Source organism: Desulfobacula sp. (assembly GCF_030611305.1).
GTDB lineage: Bacteria > Desulfobacterota > Desulfobacteria > Desulfobacterales > Desulfobacteraceae > Desulfobacula.
The window spans coordinates 30,857-48,458 of record NZ_JAUWQB010000002.1; the positions used below are offsets into that span (position 1 = coordinate 30,857).

Below are 17,602 nucleotides of genomic sequence, written 5' to 3' on the forward strand. Positions count from 1 at the left end.
AATGAATAATATTGATACCATTATTGTTTCGCCCATTGGGGATATCCCGCTCTGGATGACTGACACCATTGCAACGGATGTAGGGGGGTTTTTCAAGTTCAACGCCAGGGTGGAGAAGGTTTTAGATGATATCTTTTTTGCGTATGATGCAGAGCGCAATCAGTATCATTCAACAAAAATCCTTGATAAGCTTGCGAAAAATGCACCCAATGATTGCACCAAGATTATTGCCGTGACCAAGGAAGACCTTTTCATCCCTATTCTCACCCATGTCTATGGTGAGGCCCAGCTTGGGGGAAAAGCCTGCATCATATCGATTGCCAGGCTGATTGCCGACCTTGAAGTTGAGATTGTAAACAAGGGGTGCAAAAGGATTGTAAAGGAAGCTATCCATGAACTTGGGCATACGTTTGACCTTCGGCACTGTGAAGATGAAATGTGCATTATGCACTATTGCAGAAGGCTTGATGATGTTGACAGGAAATCAAGCCAGTTTTGCCGGTATTGCAACATTTTTTTGGCCGACAACATCAAGGCTCTTTGCAGATAAAGAGCTTTAAGAGCCTGTTCCATGAAATTTTTGGCAGGTTCCCAAAAAGATCGGAGCCCAGCCTTCCACCGTCTGCTGCCGCAAGCTGCGTTTCTTCTTCTAAAAATGCATACAGCCTGTCTACTTCTCTGTTCATGAACGATTTGTTTGAATCCATAAACATCAATTGTTTCAGGTCTTGTTTCAGATTCGGGCAATAAAGACTTAATACCCATCCGTCTATATACGGATCATGGTTGATCAGGCCCGGGTTTTGATTCACCTGTGAATTGACTTCGGTGATAACCCCGCTGACAGGTGAAAAAAATGATGCCTTATGCCCGTTCCTGGATATATGAATGGCATTTTTTCCCTGGAAAACCTGTTTGCCCATCAGAGGAGTTTTAATGGTGGTAAATTTCCCCAAAACCCTTGAAGCAAAGTCATCAATGCCGATACGAACAGTGTTGTGGTCTTCTATTTTCACCCATGTATGTCCCGAATGGAGATAATACCCTACAGGCAGGGATACTCCACTGATATCATTGAACTCTACAGGTTTTAAGACCGTATATACTTTAAACTGATCATGGAAGTATTGATCAAATTCACAATCAATACAATTATAGGTTTTGGGACATGTTTTAAAGTCAATGCGGCCTTTCATATGGTGGATGCACGGCCTTCTCGCCAAGGGCTGTTTTTTAAGCTTTTCTTTCCAGAAAACAAGATTGTCCTTTTTTCCTTGTAAGATCGCACTTTGTTTTTGATGATGTTCGTTTTCGTGGCAGACTTTTCTTAAAGCCCGGTCAAATCTGCAGGTTGTACACAAAAAATCCCTTATACATTTTTTTTGTTTAACCACTCCTGCCTGCATCCAGAGACAGGCAGGAGTTTTTTCTTTTAATCTTGTTTCCATTTACAGCCTCCTTTTTTAAGTTCTAAGAAAGGTGCGGGTCAGGTTATGCCAGCCAAGCGTCGGCAGATTTCCGTATACATCTGCCTTTAACAGACCGCCATCTGCGCTCAAAGGGCCTGTTACTTTTTCAATCATGCTTTCAAGGGTGGTCACTTCCTCTCCCAGCCATTCCATGCTGTCGTTGTCGGCCATAAGATTTTTTACGGCTCCTTTTATATCGGAGTTGTGAATGGTAAAGAGCCATCCGTCACCATAAGGATGATTTTTTGAAAGATCCGGCGATTTTCTGATATTGTTGTTGACCTCAGTGATGACCCCGTTCACAGGGGAAAGAATATCGGCCAGGTTTTCTTTTCTTTTCAAGCCCCAGCCTACCTTGTCTTTGTTCAGTTCCTGGCCGGTCAGGGGCAGGTCAAAGGCGTCCGGGCCACCCAGCACCTTGAAGGAGAAGTCATCAAGCCCGATACGGATAAGGCCGCCGCTGTCGATGCTGGCCCATGTGTGACCGTCGTGAAAATAATATCCGTCGGCAATATCAAAGCCTTTGACATCTTTCATAACCACCATGGAATGACCGGTTTTCGGGGAAAGGATGTCTTCAAAATACTGATCAAAATCACACCGCTGACAATTGTAGTTCATGGGGCAGATCTTGTTTTCGGTCCTGTTGGTCAGCGCATGCCTGCAGGTTCTGTCCGTGCTGTCCCTGTTTCTCAAGGCCTCCTGCCAGGAGATGTGTTTGCCGGCCTTTGCCATTTTGGCCATGGAATCATCGTACTTGCAATTGGTGCAATCATAAAAATTATTACAGTTTTTTTTCTTTGCAACGCCTGCCTGCATCCAGATACAGGGATGATCGTTTTTGTCTTTTTGGGCTTTCCAGATGTTTTCGGATTTTTTGGTTCTCATTAATTGTGTCATTGTCTTTTCTCCTTTTTATGATTTATTTTTTTGTTCTTTTGCCTATTTAAGAGAGCAAAAAGAATACCAGCCTGAAAAAAAAGACAAATTTAATATTGATACCCGCGCGAGTTGAGGGATTTGAGATGTGCTGACAAATAAATGCAGCAGATTACCGACATTTTAAATTGTAGAATTTTACCACAGCCCATAATGTTCCTTGCGAATCAAGGCGATGAAATCCATTCATCAGCAGGCGTTTTCAATGCCGTTGAATTTTCCAACACAGGATTCTAATTTTCCAACACTTTATTTTTTATCAGAACCTTGCTTTCATAATTCATCCCGTGTTAAAAATTAACTATATTTCCGATTGCTTATAACCCTTTTTTAAAAGGATGTGATTGTAAAAATGCCTCAAAAAGAGTTACAAACCATTCTCAGTGGTATTAAAGATTTTGTATTAATCATATCCCCGGAAAGGGAGATCCTGGAAACAAATGCGGCTTTTTTAAAACATATGAGATGTTCCAGAGAGGATGTCATCGGCCGAAAATGTTTTGAAGTGCTAAAGGAGGATAAAAGGAAACCCAGCAATTGTCACAATATATGCCCCCTTGAAGAAGTTATCAGGAATAAAAGACGTTGCCAGATTGAGCTGACAAGGCTGGACAGTGATAACAAACCCCGGTACACGGAGTTGACCATATTCCCCATCTGGGAAAAAAAAGGAAAGATTGCTAAATTCATTGAAATCAGCCGGGATATTACCAAGCGTAAGCTGGACGAAGCCTATCTTGTCAAAATAGTGGAGGAAAGAACCCGCCAGTTGAAAGAAACCCATGAAAGGCTTCTTCACCAGGATAAAATGGCCTCTTTGGGCAAATTATCCTCGTCTGTTGTCCATGAAATCAACAACCCCGTTGCCGGCATATTAAATCTTGTGATACTCAGCAAACGGATATTAAAAGAAGACACTATTGATCAAAAAATGATTGATCTTTTTTTACAATACCTGGAACTGATGGAGACTGAAACACGAAGGATCAGCCGTATTGTCAGTAATCTTCTGGTGTTTGCGCGTCAGTCGAAAATTGAACTGACCAAATTTGATGTCAACGATCTGATTGAACAGACTTTGCTATTAAATTCCAACCTTCTAAAAATAAGCCACATCCGTATCATAGAAGAACTTGAACATAACCTGCCTTTGATCAGCGGTTCTGAGGATCAGTTAAAGCAGGTGCTGATGAACCTGATTTCCAATGCTGTGGAAAGCATGTCAACCTCCAGGACAAAGTACCTGACTATTAAAACCTTTAGTAAAAAAAATCAAAAAGCCATTGGATTGCAGATTAAAGATACCGGGTCTGGTATCCAAAAGGGAACCGAATCAAAAATTTTTGAACCTTTTTTTACCACAAAGAAAAAAAGCAAAGGTGTGGGGCTGGGCCTTTCTGTGGTATATGGGATTATCCAGGAACACGGTGGGAAGATTTATGTGGATTCTGTATCAGGAGAGGGAACCTGTTTTTCAATCACCCTTTACCAGGAGCTGGATCCCCAAAAAATAAAATCAAATCTCCCTTTGTCCACGGGCACGCCACCGGATAAATTAACCACCTAATATCTATGATGGCACGGATTACTATTTGGAAAAAGAAATTAAAGATAAAGCAAGATGTCTTATCAGGGAAACAAGGGTCCTAACCCTTGCTGTTTCAGATAATGATATCCCGTGGTCATCCCCGGTCTATTTTGTGTTTCACGACAATGCCTTCTATTTTTTTTCCAATGAAAATTCCAGGCATATACAATACGCAAAAGATCAGAAAATCATTTCTGCTTCTATTTTTCAGGACTCAGACCGGATGGACCAAATTTTTGGATTCCAGATGTCAGGGGGGGTTGAGAAAGTATCAAAAAAAAAATTATATCTCACGATTGTCAAAAAATATGTCGCCAAGTTCAGTTTTTTAAAGCAGATATTCGGTCACCAGATAATTGAAAACAAGCACTTTTTTTTAGAAAAATTCAAATCACATCTCTATTGCTTTCATCCGGATAAAATTTTTCTGTCAGACAATTCCAGAACAACCGATAAGAGAATAAAAATAGATTTGAACAAAATAGTCTGACCATTTTTGTAAAGCTCACAAGTTTTATTTCTTAATGAGCAAGACAGCGTCTTTTTAATCTTGACTTTTATTCCGGTAAAAAATAACTATTCTAAAATTAACTTATATTTTTTGTTTCAAGGTCGTGGTGGTAGGTATTATCCCGGTCAAAAGCCGGTTCAAATAATATGGGAACGATGGAAAATGAAATTTTAATAGTATAATGAGAGGATGTATGCGTATTTTTCAAGCTCTGTTGGTTCTGGTCATCATTAATGGCTCCATGGTTTACGCCCGGGAGCAGCCCCCTGCCAGGGTGGTCATTTCAAAAATTGTTTTTCAAAAGGTGGCCCAGAATCGGTCTTTTATCGGTACGCTTTATTATGAACGGATCAGTCATGTCTCTTCAGAAGTCTCCGGACTGGTAACCCAAATCGATGTCAAGGCCGGCGATCGGGTTAATAAAGGAACGCCTCTGGTATATCTGAACACTGAAATACTTGAAAAAGAAATTTTAATTCGCAAAAACCAGATTGATCAGGCTGAACTTTATATAACCCATTCAAAAAAGAATTATGAACGAATGGAGTCTTTATATAAAAAAGGCGGGATCAGTGAAAAAGATTATGATGATGCCAGGTTTGTTTATCAAGAGGCCCTTTTAAAAAAAATGTCTGCCAAAATAATTCTGGAAAAATTGATGATTCAAAAAAGAAAAAGTGTGATTAATGCTCCTTTTGACGGCATTATTCTTGAAAAAAATGTGGATTCAGGAGACTGGGTCCAGCAGGGGAAACCACTTGCCAGTATCGGGTCCATAAATGACCTTTTTATAAAAGTACCTGTGGCGGAAACTTTGTTGAAGTTTGTTTCCATCGGTCAAAGCGTACCGGTAACCATCAACGCCTATAACAAAGAAATGACTGGAACCATTGATAATCTGTCTCCGATAGCGGATGCAAAAACCAAAAATGTTTTCATAAAAATACGGATTCCCATGTTAACCAAGGTGGCGCAGAACATGTCGGCCACTGTGTTTATTTCCACTGGCAGCAGACAAAAATTGGCCATTATCCCAAGAGACGCATTAATCAAGTTTCAGGGGAAGGATTTTATTTATACGATAAAAGAAGAAAAGGCGGTTCAGTTGCCGGTAAATATCGTGACCTATCTGGGTAACAGGATCGGTGCGGATAATAAGCATTTTACAGAGGGTCTGCCCGTAATAGTTGAAGGGAACGAACGATTGCGCCCTGGTCAGTCCGTTACCATTGTTGGAGAAGATTAGATGGATATTATCCGTTTTTTTATCCATAAACCCGTAACTGTGGCAGTGGGCGTCATCCTGACGGTTCTGTTCGGTCTTATCGGGTTTCAAAAGCTTCCGGTCCAGCTTACGCCTGATGTCGAAACCCCGCTGATTACCGTGAACACGGCCTGGTATGGTGCCACACCCTATGAAATTGAAAAAGAGCTCATTGAAAAGCAGGAAAAAGTTTTAAAAGGACTGCAGGGTCTCACCAAAATGGAGAGTTCCAGTTACAACGGCCTGGGTACCATCACTCTGTCCTTTAAAATCGGAACTAACCTTGATGACGCTTTGCTTAGGGTGTCCAATAAAATGTCCGAGGTGGGCAATTATCCGGAAAACGTAACCCGGCCGACCATAGAGTCTTCCGGGGCCAATAGTTCTCCCATTATCTGGATGGTCTTAAAGACAATACCAGGCAACACAGAGCCTATCAATCAATTCAAGACTTTTTTTGAAGATAATGTCCGGCAGCATCTGGAGCGGGTTAACGGAGTTGGCTCTCTCCTTGTATTTGGAGGCACTGATACCACTCTGGATGTGATCATTGATGCCCAGAAAATGGCCCGTTATAATGTGTCCATCAACCAGATCATTGCATCCATCCGCAGAGCAAATCAGAATATTTCCGCAGGAATTCTGGGCATGGCCAAGAAAAATTATCGCATCCGGACCATAAGCCAGTTTCAAACCCCGGAGGATGCCCTTGATGTGGTCATTTTTGATGATGGAATAAATCGGGTATACCTTGGAGACGTGGCACAGGTTGAAAAAGGCTATAAAAAAGAAGATGCCTCAGTACTGCACAGTGGAGAACAGGTGGTTGTGGTTGCAGTGAGAAAGGAAAAGGGAGCCAATGTTCTTAGCATGACAGATGCCGTGGAAAAAGCGGTTCATGATTTGAATAAAACCATCCTTGCTGACAACAAGCTGATTTTGAAAATGGTTTATGATCAACGGCCATACATTAATACTGCCACCAACCTGGTTAAACGCAATATCCTCATCGGCAGCCTACTGGCCATCTGTGTTCTTCTGCTGTTTTTAAGAAGTGTAAGGACCACATTGATCACGGGCATTGCCATTCCCATTTCTGCCATTGGCTGTTTTGTTTTTCTATGGCTGCTGGGAAGGAACCTGAATGTTGTTAGTATGGCAGGGATTTCATTTGCCGTGGGCATGCTGGTGGATAACTCCATTGTGGTATTGGAAAATATTGACCGGCACCGCAAGACTGGCAAAAGCGCTTTTGATGCTGCCTATGAAGGGACAAAAGAGGTGTGGGGGGCAGTCCTTGCTTCCACTGCAACCACTGTGGCTGTTTTTTTGCCGGTCATTTTTATCCAGGAAGAGGCAGGGCAATTGTTCCGGGATATTGCCATTGCCATTACTTCTTCCATTTTTTTAAGCCTCATTGTTTCCATTTCCGTGATTCCAACCCTGTTTAATCTGTTTTACAGGAAAAAAAACAATATCAAAACCGGGTGGCTGCAAAAAAGCGTTGTGGGTTCCCTTCTGGCCGGCGGGATTTTGAAATTAAGCACCCTGTGCATGAAAAATACCCTTACCCGGCTGGCAACCATTATTTTATTTACAAGTCTTTCCATTGGTTTGACCTTCTATCTTTTGCCAAGTGCCGAATATCTGCCCCAGGGCAACAGAAACCTTATTTTAAATATTCTCATTCCACCGCCTGGCTATTCTGTAGAAAAACTCAAAAGCATGGGTAAATATATATACAAAGAAACAGAACCTTATTTCAAAGAAGATGGTAAAGATGGGTTCCCCCAGATTAAACATATGTTTTTTGTGGGCGCTGATCGTATCACTCTTTTTGGCGGGATCAGCACCCATGAAACCCGTGCCAAAGAGCTCATCCCCCTTTTCAGCCGGGTAATGGGCTCAATTCCCGGGGTCTTTGGCGTGAGCATTCAGGCGGGAATTTTCGAGTCTGGTATTGGAAAAGGCAGAACAGTGGATGTCAATATTTCAGGAAAGGGTATGGATGATATTATCCAGGCAGCATATGCTCTTTTCGGGACCATAACCGCAAAAATGGAAAACACCCAGGTCCGCCCCGTGCCATCCCTTGAAGCCAGTTATCCTGAAGTAAAAATCATTCCAAATAAGGAAAAACTGGCTGCCAATGGTCTTACAGCCCAAGATTTGGGTGTATATGTCGATATTCTGATGGATGGCCGTAAAATTGAGGAATATCGTCCCGAGGGAATCAAACAGGTTGACCTGGTACTCAAAGGCCGGCCCTCTTTTGCCAGCTCGCCGGAAGATATTTTAAACTCCACCATTGTCAACAGCTTTGGAGATCTGATCCGGGTCAGGGATGTGGCAGGGATAGAATATGGAGAGGGCATGCCCCAGATAAATCACCTGGAGCGCAGCCGTACCATTACCCTGCAGGTTACCCCGCCTGCCGATCTGGCCCTACAGAGTGCCATGGAGCTGATTGAAAATGATATTATCCCTTCTTTGGAAAAGACAGGAAAACTCAAAAATGTCAGGGTGGGTGTGGGCGGCAATGCAGACAAACTTGTGGAGACACGGCAGGCTCTTCAGTGGAACCTTCTTCTGGCTTTGATCATTACCTATCTTTTGATGGCAGCCTTGTTTGAAAACTTTTTATATCCCTTTATCATTCTTTTCACCGTACCCCTGGCTGCGGCTGGCGGTTTTGTCGGGCTTTATGCGGTTAACACCTTTATTGCTCCCCAGGGGTTTGATGTCCTGAGCATGCTGGGGTTTATTATTTTAATCGGTACAGTGGTAAACAATGCGATTCTTATTGTCCACCAATCATTGAATAATGTCCGTTATAACGGCCTCTTCGGAAAAGAAGCAGTGGCAAATGCTGTCAAAATCAGAATCAGACCTATTTTCATGAGCGCCACAACCAGCCTTCTGGCCATGCTGCCCATGGTATTGTCTACCGGTTCAGGCAGCGAACTGTATCGTGGACTGGGATCGATTCTGCTTGGCGGTATCGCCATGTCAACGGTCTTTACCCTCTTTGTGATCCCTTCCCTGCTCGTTTTTGTCATTGATTCCGAAACAGATAAAATCAAGAACTCAGAACAGCTCTCTTGACCTTAAAGGGAAAATTATTTATCTTGTAAAATAAGGTAGTCCTTTATTTTAAAGAGAAAAGCTCAAATGAATCAAAAAAAATATTTAATTTTTATCCTGGCCGGTTTTTGGTTTCTTTTTTTGGGAAACACTATTTATGCTTCTCAAAACAAGCAAAAAATCTATATCATCCCTGTTTCAGGAACGGTGGAACCGGGCATGGCTGCCTATGTCAAAAGAGCATTGGAAGAGATCAAAAACGAAACAGATGCTGTTTTTGTGTTTAAAATGGATACATTTGGCGGAAGGGTTGATTCGGCACTGGAGATTGTGGACACGATTTCCAATGTCCCAAAAGGTAAAACCATTGCATTTGTGGAAAAAAGAGCCATTTCCGCAGGCGCCCTGATTGCGCTTTCCTCAAATCTGTTATTTATGAAAGATAATACCATCCTGGGGGATTGTGCTCCCATCATCCAGACCCAGGAAGGCCAGAAAATGGCCGGAGAAAAAATTCAAACTGTTCTCAGGGCAAAATTTCGTGCCCTGGCAAAGAAAAACAATTATCCTGTAGTTCTGGCAGAGTCCATGGTCACTATTGATATGGAAGTCTATGAGGTGGTTATGGACGGCCAAAAAAGTTTTATGAGGAAAAAAGCCTATGACGACCTGACAGAAGATGAGAAAAAAAAGATCACATCTAAAAAGACAATTGTGGCCAAGGGAGAGCTTTTAACCATGGATGATATTGAAGCCGTTGATCTTGGATTTTCTCAAAAAAGTGTTAACGATATAGAGGAAGTGCTTTCAATTTTAGGCTATGAATCAACCCAGATCATTACTATTGAAGAATCCTGGTCTGAAACCTTTGTAAGGTTTTTGCAGCCGTTTTTACCAATACTTATGCTCATAGGAATCGGTGCCATATATACGGAAATAAAGGCCCCCGGGTTTGGCATACCCGGAATTGTCGGTATTACATGTCTTGGCCTGGTCTTTTTTGGTCAATACCTGGTGGGTCTTGCCGACTATACGGAATTGCTGCTCCTGATGATCGGTGTTCTGCTTCTTGGTGTAGAGGTGTTTGTCCTTCCCGGATTTGGTGTGGCAGGTATTACCGGTTTGATAGTGATTGCGGCAGGTCTTGTTCTTTCTTTTCAGGGGTTTGTGATTCCTGATCCTTCCTTTCCCTGGGAAGGCGCCTTGTTGATGAAAAATCTGGCCCAGGTATTGGGATCTTTTATGCTTGCCTTTTTAATTTCTCTGTTCATGATTCGTTTTGTTTTGCCAAGAGTTTCAAAAATAGTAAAAGGACCATATCTTGAGGCAACTTTATCGAATTCTCATGTAGACTCCACAACGCCTTTAGGTTTGAAAGCGGGAGATACAGGGATTGCCCATACATTTCTTCGTCCCTCAGGAAAGGTAATGATAAACAATAAAAAAATCGATGCCATCACCCAGGCTGAATTTATTGACCGGGGAACACCGGTTGTGATTGACAGGGTTGAACATAATCGTGTAATAGTTAAACTCAAAACGTCTTAAAATATAAAGGCCCTGAATGAAACCCTATATCTTTCCCATTCTTCTTCAGATAATTGGAATTTTGGTCGTCATTGCTGAAATTTTTATTCCATCATTGGGGCTGCTGTCGGCAATTGCACTCAGCGTGTTTTTTTATTCCTTATACCTTGTATTTACAACCATATCCACGACAACTGGATTGATTTTTATTGGCCTGGACATTGTCCTTGTGCCCCTGTTAATTATTGTCGGATTGAAAATACTGGCCAAGTCCCCTTTGGCACTGAGGCGGAAATTATCAAAACAGGACGGGGTGGTTTCACAAAAACAGGGGCTGGAAGCATATATTAATATGAAAGGAAAATCAGTCACCAATCTTCGCCCGGCAGGAATAGCCAAGATAAACTCACAACGTTTGGATGTGGTGACTGATGGGGAATATATTGATGCGGATACAAAAATTGTTGTCACAGGTGTCACAGGTAATCAGATTATAGTAGGAAAACAACTTTAAATATAGGAGATAGGTACAATGGATATTATGTTCGTTTTGTTAATTATTGCAGGAATTATCGGCCTGGCACTGTTTTATTTTATTTTTTCATATATAGCTTTGTGGCTACAGGCATTGGTGTCCGGTGCAAAGGTCGGGCTGCTAAATATTATCTTTATGAGGCTTAGAAAGGTTCCGCCAAAGCTGGTTGTTGAATCCAAAATCATGGCCGTCAAAGCTGGTATTGAAATACCCACTGACAGTCTTGAGTCCCACTTTCTTGCCGGTGGTAATGTCGGTCGTGTTGTCCAGGCACTCATTGCAGCTGACAAAGCCAATATTGAACTTACTTTTAATCGGGCTGTTGCCATAGATCTTGCCGGCCGGGATGTGCTTGAGGCCGTCAGGATGTCCGTCAATCCAAAGATTATTGAGACCCCCCTTGTGACAGCCATGGCAAAAGATGGCATTCAGCTGAGAGCCATCTCAAGAGTCACTGTTCGGGCCAATATCGACCGCCTTGTAGGTGGGGCTGGAGAAGAAACCATTCTTGCAAGGGTGGGAGAAGGTATTGTGACCACCATCGGGTCGGCTGTAACCCATAAGGAGGTGCTTGAAAATCCTGATTCGATATCAAAAACAGTTTTGAAAAAAGGCCTGGATGCAGGAACTGCCTATGAAATCTTATCCATTGATATTGCAGATGTGGATGTGGGTAAAAATATAGGGGCCGAACTTGAAACTGACCGGGCCGAGGCAGACAAGAAAATTGCCCAGGCAAAAGCCGAGGAAAAGCGTGCCATGGCCTTTGCCCAGGAACAGGAGATGAGAGCCCGGGTTCAGGAAATGCGTGCCAAGGTAGTAGAAGCAGAGGCCCAGGTGCCCCTGGCAATGGCAGAAGCCTTTAGAAGCGGTAATATGGGTATTATGGATTATTACAGGATGCAGAATATTTCCGCAGATACCAAAATGAGAGACCAGATTGCAACACCTGAGTCAGACTCAGACCAGGACCCTAAAAAATAACTCAAACAAACCGGTCCCTTCACCTTTTCAAAGGGCGGGGACCGGTGACCAATAAAGGACTGATCCATGGATTTTGATAAAATCATTGTCTTTCTTTTTGTCATGGCCTTTTTTGTATTGCCGTCACTTATAAAGCAGATTCTGGCCAGAAAGAAAAAGACGGCTGCACCAAAAACAATTAAAAAAAATCCATCCATAATTGATCGGATCGGTGAGCAGATCCGCCAGTTTGTCAAGGACCTTGAAGAACAGGCCCGGCAACAAAAGGAAGGGATTAAGGAACAGGATACGGGTTGGGAAACTCTTGCAGAAGATGAAGAATCCCCCCCTGTCTTTGAAAGTGTCGGTGAGGATGCTGATTTCAGGGAGCCTGAACCTAAAGAAGTAGACCGCCCGCTAAAAAAGAGGATTCACTCTCGAAGATCCGTACAAGAACCTTACATTAAAGAGCCTTTGTATCCTTTGCGGGAAAAGTATTGTTTTAAATTCAATCCATTACAAAATGCCGTTATCTGGTCTGAAATCCTGTCCAAACCCTTGGCATTGAAGGATAAATAGAAAAGTTTTTCGGGATGTTATCTTGCCATATAGTTTTTAAATATTTTTTCATGGGAGATATATATTTCCCTGTCAGGATCTGTAAGATATTGGCGAATGGCATCGACCCGTTTTAATAGTTCACCTTCTGCCCGTTTCCTCATTTCCTTTTTTGTCCGGATAATATTTTCTTTAAGATTTGGTGTTCTTTTTGCTGATCCTTTCTTATTGATAAATGCTAGGTGTTATATAAAAAAGTTATGAGTTTATAAAACGTTAACTATTTGAAGTTATTACTGAATTTGCGATCAAATGAAAAAAGAATAGTATGAAGCTCAATATATAATGCAAGTATACATCAAGGTATATAACCAGTCAAAAATTATTTACTGCAATTCGTTTAAGAAAGAAGAGGAAAATTAAGTTGTGGCCGCACTTCGGATTGATGAGATCAATTTTTTGATATCATTCATTTTTGTTGCAGGATTGATAATAACAATTCTAAGATACCGTTTAGCATTTAACTCAGTGGAAGAAATATAAAAGCTGCCCTCTTCAATTAAATGATCTCGCAACATGATCTGGACATCATCGGGCGCCTTAAATCTGAAACAGAGAATATTGCTTTCAGGTCGCACAGGCACTTCAAAATCAGGTTGTGCAGTTATGTATTCAAAAGCCTGCCGGGTAAGATCATATGTGTTGTCAATATAGACTTCCATTCCTTTTTCACCAATGGCTGCAAGTGTCATATAAAATTTTAAACCAAGTCCCGCCTTTGTACATTCAATCACCTGCCCGATAAAATCAAACCCAGGTTGTTTTTTTTCATGAAAAAGATAGCTGGCCTTGTGTTCAAATGTATGGTCCAGGGCAGCAGCATTTTTTACCAGCAAAGCAGCACATATACCAGGGGTTCTTAACATCTTATGAGCATCAATGATCATGGAGTCTGCTTTTAGGATGCCATGAAGATATGTTTTGTATTTATTGGAAAAAAGCGCATTTCCGCCATGGGCACCGTCAACATGGAACCATATATCTTTTTCTCTGCAAAAATCAGCAATTTCATCAATGGGATCATAAAGGCCCGTGCCCGTGGAACAGGCATTGGCAACAAGAGTGACAATCCGCTTTCCATTGTTGACGGCTTTTTGAAAGGCGTTGTCTATTTTTGAAACCATCACACGGCCATGGATATCTGTCTCAAGGCGAATCACGTTATTTTCACCAATTCCGATAATCCCCGCAGCCTTTGCAATTGAGTAATGGGAGGATTCAGGGGCAAGGATAACAAGATCAGATGGATTGCCGTTTTCTCTAACGGTGCTGTCCAGATGATTTCTGGCGGTTAAAAGCGCGGTCATATTAGCAAGAGAGCCCCCATGGGTTAACACGCCGCCACCATGAAAAAAAGACAGTCTTTTTTCAATATCATTGGGCATGGGTTTCCACCCGATTTTTTCCAATAAATAGTTGATCATAAAAAATTCAATGGCCGCTGCCGCCGGACCCATTTCGTAGATGGCCATGGCATTGTTGGTAAATCCGTCAATCAATGATCCAAGAGCTCCAGTTGGATGGGATATCCCTACTTGGTGGGCCAAATACCCCGGATGATGCAGCCTTGTTGTATTGTCAAGATAGTCTTTTAAGAAAGAATCAAGCCTTCCACCGGACAAATCCCCGTTTTCCAGGTGGGTGGCAAGGCTTAGCTTTTCATGAAGTTCGCTGATGGTCAGTTGTCTGATGACCGGTTTTTCTATATTAATACTTTGATTATAATATTCATCGAGGTGACTTAAAACACTTTTTCCGTCTTCATAAAAACTCATATCTTACTCCATTTTGCAGATCATATCGTTTCTTTTAGCCATTGTTGATGAAGCCAGAACCTAGGCTTTTATTTATGAAGTAATACCGCTTAAAATACCGGATTGCGTCGGCCCCTCAAAAGAAAGTCGTTTAATGTTTTTTACCCCATGTGCTTTGAGCATGTCGGATATTTGGGGTTCACTGTATGACTGGCCTTCTGGTGTTCCCAAATACATATTGATGGAAAAAAGAGCCGGAAATAACGGGCCGTCCATATTGTCATTCAGGATAAAATCATGGATATAAATTTTGCTTTTAGGCTTTAAAGCCGAAACTGCCTTTCCAATGATTTCTTGAGCCTGTTCCGGTCCTTCCCCATGGAGGATGTGGGAGAGCCAGGCAGCATCAAAGGCACCGGGGTAAGTAAATCCATCTTCGATATAATTTCCTGATATGAAATCGACCCGGTCTGAAACATTAAATTTATTGATTGTTTTCTCAGCAAAGGGACGGGTGGTCTCAAGGTCATAGACAGACGCGCTTAATTCAGGGTTGGCAAGGCAGAAATGAATAGCATAGGTTCCGGGGCCTCCGCCAAAATCAAGAAGTCTTTTACAACTTGAAAGGTCAAGCTCTTTTGACAGCTTGGGCGCAACGGCCATGCCGATATTAAACATGCCCATTAAAAAGCTTTCCCGCCGTTTTTCATCGGAAAAGGAAGACCTGCGCCTGGTTTGCCTTCCTTCAATAATGGCCGTGTCCATTTTATGCCATGACTCCATCAGATGATGGTGGTGCATGATCATAAATCCGAGATATTGCGGGGAGTCTTTTGAAAGAAAGGTTAAGGCTGGGGGAGAATTGGAATATGTCCCCTCTTTTTTTACAAGGAGCTCTAATGCAGACAGCGCATTTAACAGCATGGAAAGGCCTCTTCTGTCTACCTTCAGCTTTTCATTGATGTCATCAACAGATAAGGCATCTGATCCGATAGCTGTGAAAATATCAAGTTTTACACCGGTGTGAAGTGTGCAGGTTTTCCAGTAATATCCTGACATTTCAAGAAGACTTCCCGGATTCCAGTTAAACTGTTTCATGTATTCCCCTTTCTTTAAAAAATATGGATTGTCAATTACGTTAATCCCGATGCTCGCTTTGTCATAAGAATGGAACAAAAGGATTATACCGGACAATCCGGTTTCAAACAAGACGGAATGTGGGAAGACTTCAGGATTTGAAAGTAAAGACTTGTATTAAAATCCTTGGAGTTTTTACAATTAAAGTCAAATATAAGATGCTGGGCTTCCCAACATTTTTTTGTTTTGTAAATTTGATTTAAAAGTGATAGGAGATTTTATAATCATGCTTGACTGGAAGTTAAGGATTTTTTTAATCATCCAATTTTTTAAGAGGTAAAGATGTTAGGTGATCTAATTGCCCAGAATATTCCTCTGGGAGTGGTTTTGACACAGGATGGCAATATTTGCCATATGAATGAATGGGCATACAAATTTACAGGATATTCAGCTACAGAAGTCGAAAAAAAATCTTTTTTTGAATTGATTCACCCTGAAGACCATGAAAAAATTATCACCAGACAAAATGATATAATGACAGGCCAGTACCATTCTAAGAAACTCAGGTATAGAATCATAGGTAAAAAAGGGGATATCTTTTGGATCCGAATCAGGTCTCGGATTGTTGAATATTGCGGAAAGCCGGCCCTGATTTCATTTCTGATTGATGAAACTCAAAACAAAGTACATGAGGAATCATTAAAAAAGAGTGAAGAAAGATATCGGGAGCTAGTGGAAAATCTTGCTGAAGGCATCGTTGTAGTAAGAGATAGTAAAATTTGTTTTATCAACAAAACTTTAAGAAACAAACTGGGATTAACGCTGGAAAGCATTGTTGAAACTTCTTTTTTAGACTTTATACATCTTGATGATATGGCAAATGTACTCGACAGATACCAACGGCGGATAAAAGGGGAAAAAATATCTGATGCCTATGAAGTAAGGTTGGTAAAACCAGATGGGGAAGAGATAATTTGTGAGATAAGATCTTCTTTGATTTCATGGGAAGGTAAGCCTGCTACCCAGACGGCAATCCTTGATATCGCTGACAGAAAAAAGGCTGAAAAAGAAAAAAAACAATTGGAGAAACGACTTGTTCACATGGAAAAAATGGAGGCTTTAGGTCTTCTGGCTGGTGGTGTCGCCCATGATTTGAATAATGTTCTTTCAGGGATTGTATCTTATCCCGAGATTTTGTTGATGAGCCTTCCCAAAGATCATCGTCTTAGAAGGCCTTTGGATTTGATTCACACCTCCGGGTTAAAGGCATCTGCCATAGTTAGCGATCTTTTGACTCTTGCACGGCGAGGGGTGATGGCTACCGAAGTAATAAACCTGAATAACATTATTGTGGATTACCTAAAGTCTCCCGAACATCATAAACTGTTATTATATTATACTAATATTAGGATAGAAACCAACCTTGCTCAAAATTTGATTAACATAAATGGGTCCGAGATCCACTTGCGAACAACAATCATGAACCTGGTCTCCAATGCTGCAGAAGCCCAACCGTCCGGAGGGGAAATTATAATCTCTACCTGGAATCAGCATATTGATAAACCCATACAAGGATATGAATCGATAAAAGAAGGAGAGTTTGTTGTTGTTACCATTGAAGACAAGGGGATAGGGATCGATGGTAAAGATCTGCAAAGGATATTTGAACCATTTTATACAAAAAAAATAATGGGACGTAGTGGAACTGGGCTTGGCATGGCAGTCGTGTGGGGAACTGTTCAGGATCATTACGGTTATATTAATATTGAAAGCATCCAAAACAAAGGCACAAAATTTTATCTGTATTTTCCAATTGTAAGACAGCAAATTGTAAAGAAAAATGAACCAGTCCCTATCGAAGAATACATGGGCAATCAAGAAACCATACTGATTGTAGACGATATAAAAGAACAAAGACAGATTGTAAAAACCATTTTGACCCGGCTGAACTACACAGTTGAAACTGCTTCAAGCGGAGAAGAGGCTGTTGAATATTTGAAAAATTATTCTTATGACCTCTTGTTATTGGATATGATAATGGACCCCGGTATTGACGGGCTTGAAACTTATAGGAGAATTATAAAGCTAAAACCCGGTCAAAAGGTTGTCATTGTAAGTGGTTTCTTAGAGAGCGAGAGGATAAAAGAGGCCCAGAAACTAGGGGCAGGCCAATATATAAAAAAACCATATTCCGTTGAAAAAATCGGCCTTGTGATCAAAGAAGAACTTGGGAAATAATAATTTTTAAAAGTAAAGGTTAAAAGCTTACTGTG

General features: G+C 41.4%; 15 protein-coding genes. 10 read left to right on the forward strand and 5 right to left on the reverse strand.

Going from position 1 to position 17,602, the window contains the following annotated elements; translation table 11 throughout:
* Position 1: 1 nt before the first annotated feature.
* Positions 2-550, forward strand: coding sequence for an archaemetzincin (locus QAI40_RS00605; protein ID WP_299978392.1), 549 nt, complete (start codon positions 2-4; stop codon positions 548-550).
* Here the strand turns inward: QAI40_RS00605 and QAI40_RS00610 are convergent.
* Positions 531-1,448: a glycine cleavage system protein H gene (locus QAI40_RS00610; protein WP_299978389.1), complete on the reverse strand. Its 918-nt coding sequence runs from the start codon at positions 1,446-1,448 to the stop codon at positions 531-533. The genes QAI40_RS00605 and QAI40_RS00610 overlap by 20 nt on opposite strands.
* Positions 1,449-1,463: 15 nt before the next feature.
* Entirely contained in the window at positions 1,464-2,369 is a 906-nt protein-coding gene (locus tag QAI40_RS00615) for a glycine cleavage system protein H (RefSeq protein WP_299978386.1), read from the reverse strand.
* A gap of 391 nt (positions 2,370-2,760) precedes the next feature.
* Between QAI40_RS00615 and QAI40_RS00620 the strand changes: the two genes are divergently transcribed.
* From QAI40_RS00620 to QAI40_RS00655, 8 genes are all read left to right on the forward strand, one after another.
* On the forward strand, positions 2,761-3,975 hold the full coding sequence (locus tag QAI40_RS00620; RefSeq protein ID WP_299978384.1) for a PAS domain-containing sensor histidine kinase: 1,215 nt from the start codon (positions 2,761-2,763) through the stop codon (positions 3,973-3,975).
* 25 nt (positions 3,976-4,000) lie between these two features.
* Positions 4,001-4,486 (forward strand): pyridoxamine 5'-phosphate oxidase family protein, encoded by a 486-nt coding sequence (locus tag QAI40_RS00625; protein ID WP_299978381.1) that lies wholly within the window; start codon positions 4,001-4,003, stop codon positions 4,484-4,486.
* A 214-nt stretch (positions 4,487-4,700) separates the two neighbouring features.
* Positions 4,701-5,753, forward strand: coding sequence for an efflux RND transporter periplasmic adaptor subunit (locus QAI40_RS00630; protein ID WP_299978379.1), 1,053 nt, complete (start codon positions 4,701-4,703; stop codon positions 5,751-5,753).
* Entirely contained in the window at positions 5,754-8,876 is a 3,123-nt protein-coding gene (locus QAI40_RS00635) for an efflux RND transporter permease subunit (RefSeq protein ID WP_299978376.1), read from the forward strand.
* Positions 8,877-8,942: 66 nt separating this feature from the next.
* On the forward strand, positions 8,943-10,403 hold the full coding sequence (locus QAI40_RS00640; protein ID WP_299978373.1) for an NfeD family protein: 1,461 nt from the start codon (positions 8,943-8,945) through the stop codon (positions 10,401-10,403).
* A 16-nt stretch (positions 10,404-10,419) separates the two neighbouring features.
* On the forward strand, positions 10,420-10,896 hold the full coding sequence (locus QAI40_RS00645; RefSeq protein ID WP_299978370.1) for an NfeD family protein: 477 nt from the start codon (positions 10,420-10,422) through the stop codon (positions 10,894-10,896).
* An 18-nt stretch (positions 10,897-10,914) separates the two neighbouring features.
* Positions 10,915-11,901: a flotillin-like protein FloA gene (gene floA / locus QAI40_RS00650; protein WP_299978367.1), complete on the forward strand. Its 987-nt coding sequence runs from the start codon at positions 10,915-10,917 to the stop codon at positions 11,899-11,901.
* A gap of 66 nt (positions 11,902-11,967) precedes the next feature.
* Positions 11,968-12,459 (forward strand): hypothetical protein, encoded by a 492-nt coding sequence (locus QAI40_RS00655; RefSeq protein ID WP_299978365.1) that lies wholly within the window; start codon positions 11,968-11,970, stop codon positions 12,457-12,459.
* A 17-nt stretch (positions 12,460-12,476) separates the two neighbouring features.
* Here the strand turns inward: QAI40_RS00655 and QAI40_RS00660 are convergent, their stop codons facing one another.
* From QAI40_RS00660 to QAI40_RS00670, 3 genes are all read right to left on the reverse strand, one after another.
* The gene (locus tag QAI40_RS00660) at positions 12,477-12,602 is read right to left on the reverse strand and encodes a hypothetical protein (protein ID WP_299978362.1); all 126 of its coding nucleotides are present in this window, start codon (positions 12,600-12,602) and stop codon (positions 12,477-12,479) included.
* A 255-nt stretch (positions 12,603-12,857) separates the two neighbouring features.
* Entirely contained in the window at positions 12,858-14,273 is a 1,416-nt protein-coding gene (locus QAI40_RS00665; protein WP_299978359.1) for a pyridoxal phosphate-dependent decarboxylase family protein, read from the reverse strand.
* A gap of 72 nt (positions 14,274-14,345) precedes the next feature.
* Positions 14,346-15,350 (reverse strand): methyltransferase, encoded by a 1,005-nt coding sequence (locus QAI40_RS00670; RefSeq protein ID WP_299978356.1) that lies wholly within the window; start codon positions 15,348-15,350, stop codon positions 14,346-14,348.
* A gap of 321 nt (positions 15,351-15,671) precedes the next feature.
* On the opposite strand from QAI40_RS00670, the gene QAI40_RS00675 reads away from it, so the two are divergent.
* Positions 15,672-17,567 carry a hybrid sensor histidine kinase/response regulator gene (locus tag QAI40_RS00675; protein WP_299978353.1) on the forward strand — a complete coding sequence of 632 codons (1,896 nt, stop codon included), beginning with the start codon at positions 15,672-15,674 and terminating at the stop codon, positions 17,565-17,567.
* Positions 17,568-17,602: the final 35 nt, after the last annotated feature.

Coding starts and splice junctions, on each gene's coding strand:
- QAI40_RS00605 (WP_299978392.1), top strand. CDS start 2: ATGAATAATATTGATACCATTATTGTTTCGCCCATTGGGGATATCCCG.
- QAI40_RS00610 (WP_299978389.1), bottom strand. CDS start 1,448: ATGGAAACAAGATTAAAAGAAAAAACTCCTGCCTGTCTCTGGATGCAG.
- QAI40_RS00615 (WP_299978386.1), bottom strand. CDS start 2,369: ATGACACAATTAATGAGAACCAAAAAATCCGAAAACATCTGGAAAGCC.
- QAI40_RS00620 (WP_299978384.1), top strand. CDS start 2,761: ATGCCTCAAAAAGAGTTACAAACCATTCTCAGTGGTATTAAAGATTTT.
- QAI40_RS00630 (WP_299978379.1), top strand. CDS start 4,701: ATGCGTATTTTTCAAGCTCTGTTGGTTCTGGTCATCATTAATGGCTCC.
- QAI40_RS00635 (WP_299978376.1), top strand. CDS start 5,754: ATGGATATTATCCGTTTTTTTATCCATAAACCCGTAACTGTGGCAGTG.
- QAI40_RS00640 (WP_299978373.1), top strand. CDS start 8,943: ATGAATCAAAAAAAATATTTAATTTTTATCCTGGCCGGTTTTTGGTTT.
- QAI40_RS00645 (WP_299978370.1), top strand. CDS start 10,420: ATGAAACCCTATATCTTTCCCATTCTTCTTCAGATAATTGGAATTTTG.
- floA (WP_299978367.1), top strand. CDS start 10,915: ATGGATATTATGTTCGTTTTGTTAATTATTGCAGGAATTATCGGCCTG.
- QAI40_RS00655 (WP_299978365.1), top strand. CDS start 11,968: ATGGATTTTGATAAAATCATTGTCTTTCTTTTTGTCATGGCCTTTTTT.
- QAI40_RS00660 (WP_299978362.1), bottom strand. CDS start 12,602: ATGAGGAAACGGGCAGAAGGTGAACTATTAAAACGGGTCGATGCCATT.
- QAI40_RS00665 (WP_299978359.1), bottom strand. CDS start 14,273: ATGAGTTTTTATGAAGACGGAAAAAGTGTTTTAAGTCACCTCGATGAA.
- QAI40_RS00670 (WP_299978356.1), bottom strand. CDS start 15,350: ATGAAACAGTTTAACTGGAATCCGGGAAGTCTTCTTGAAATGTCAGGA.
- QAI40_RS00675 (WP_299978353.1), top strand. CDS start 15,672: ATGTTAGGTGATCTAATTGCCCAGAATATTCCTCTGGGAGTGGTTTTG.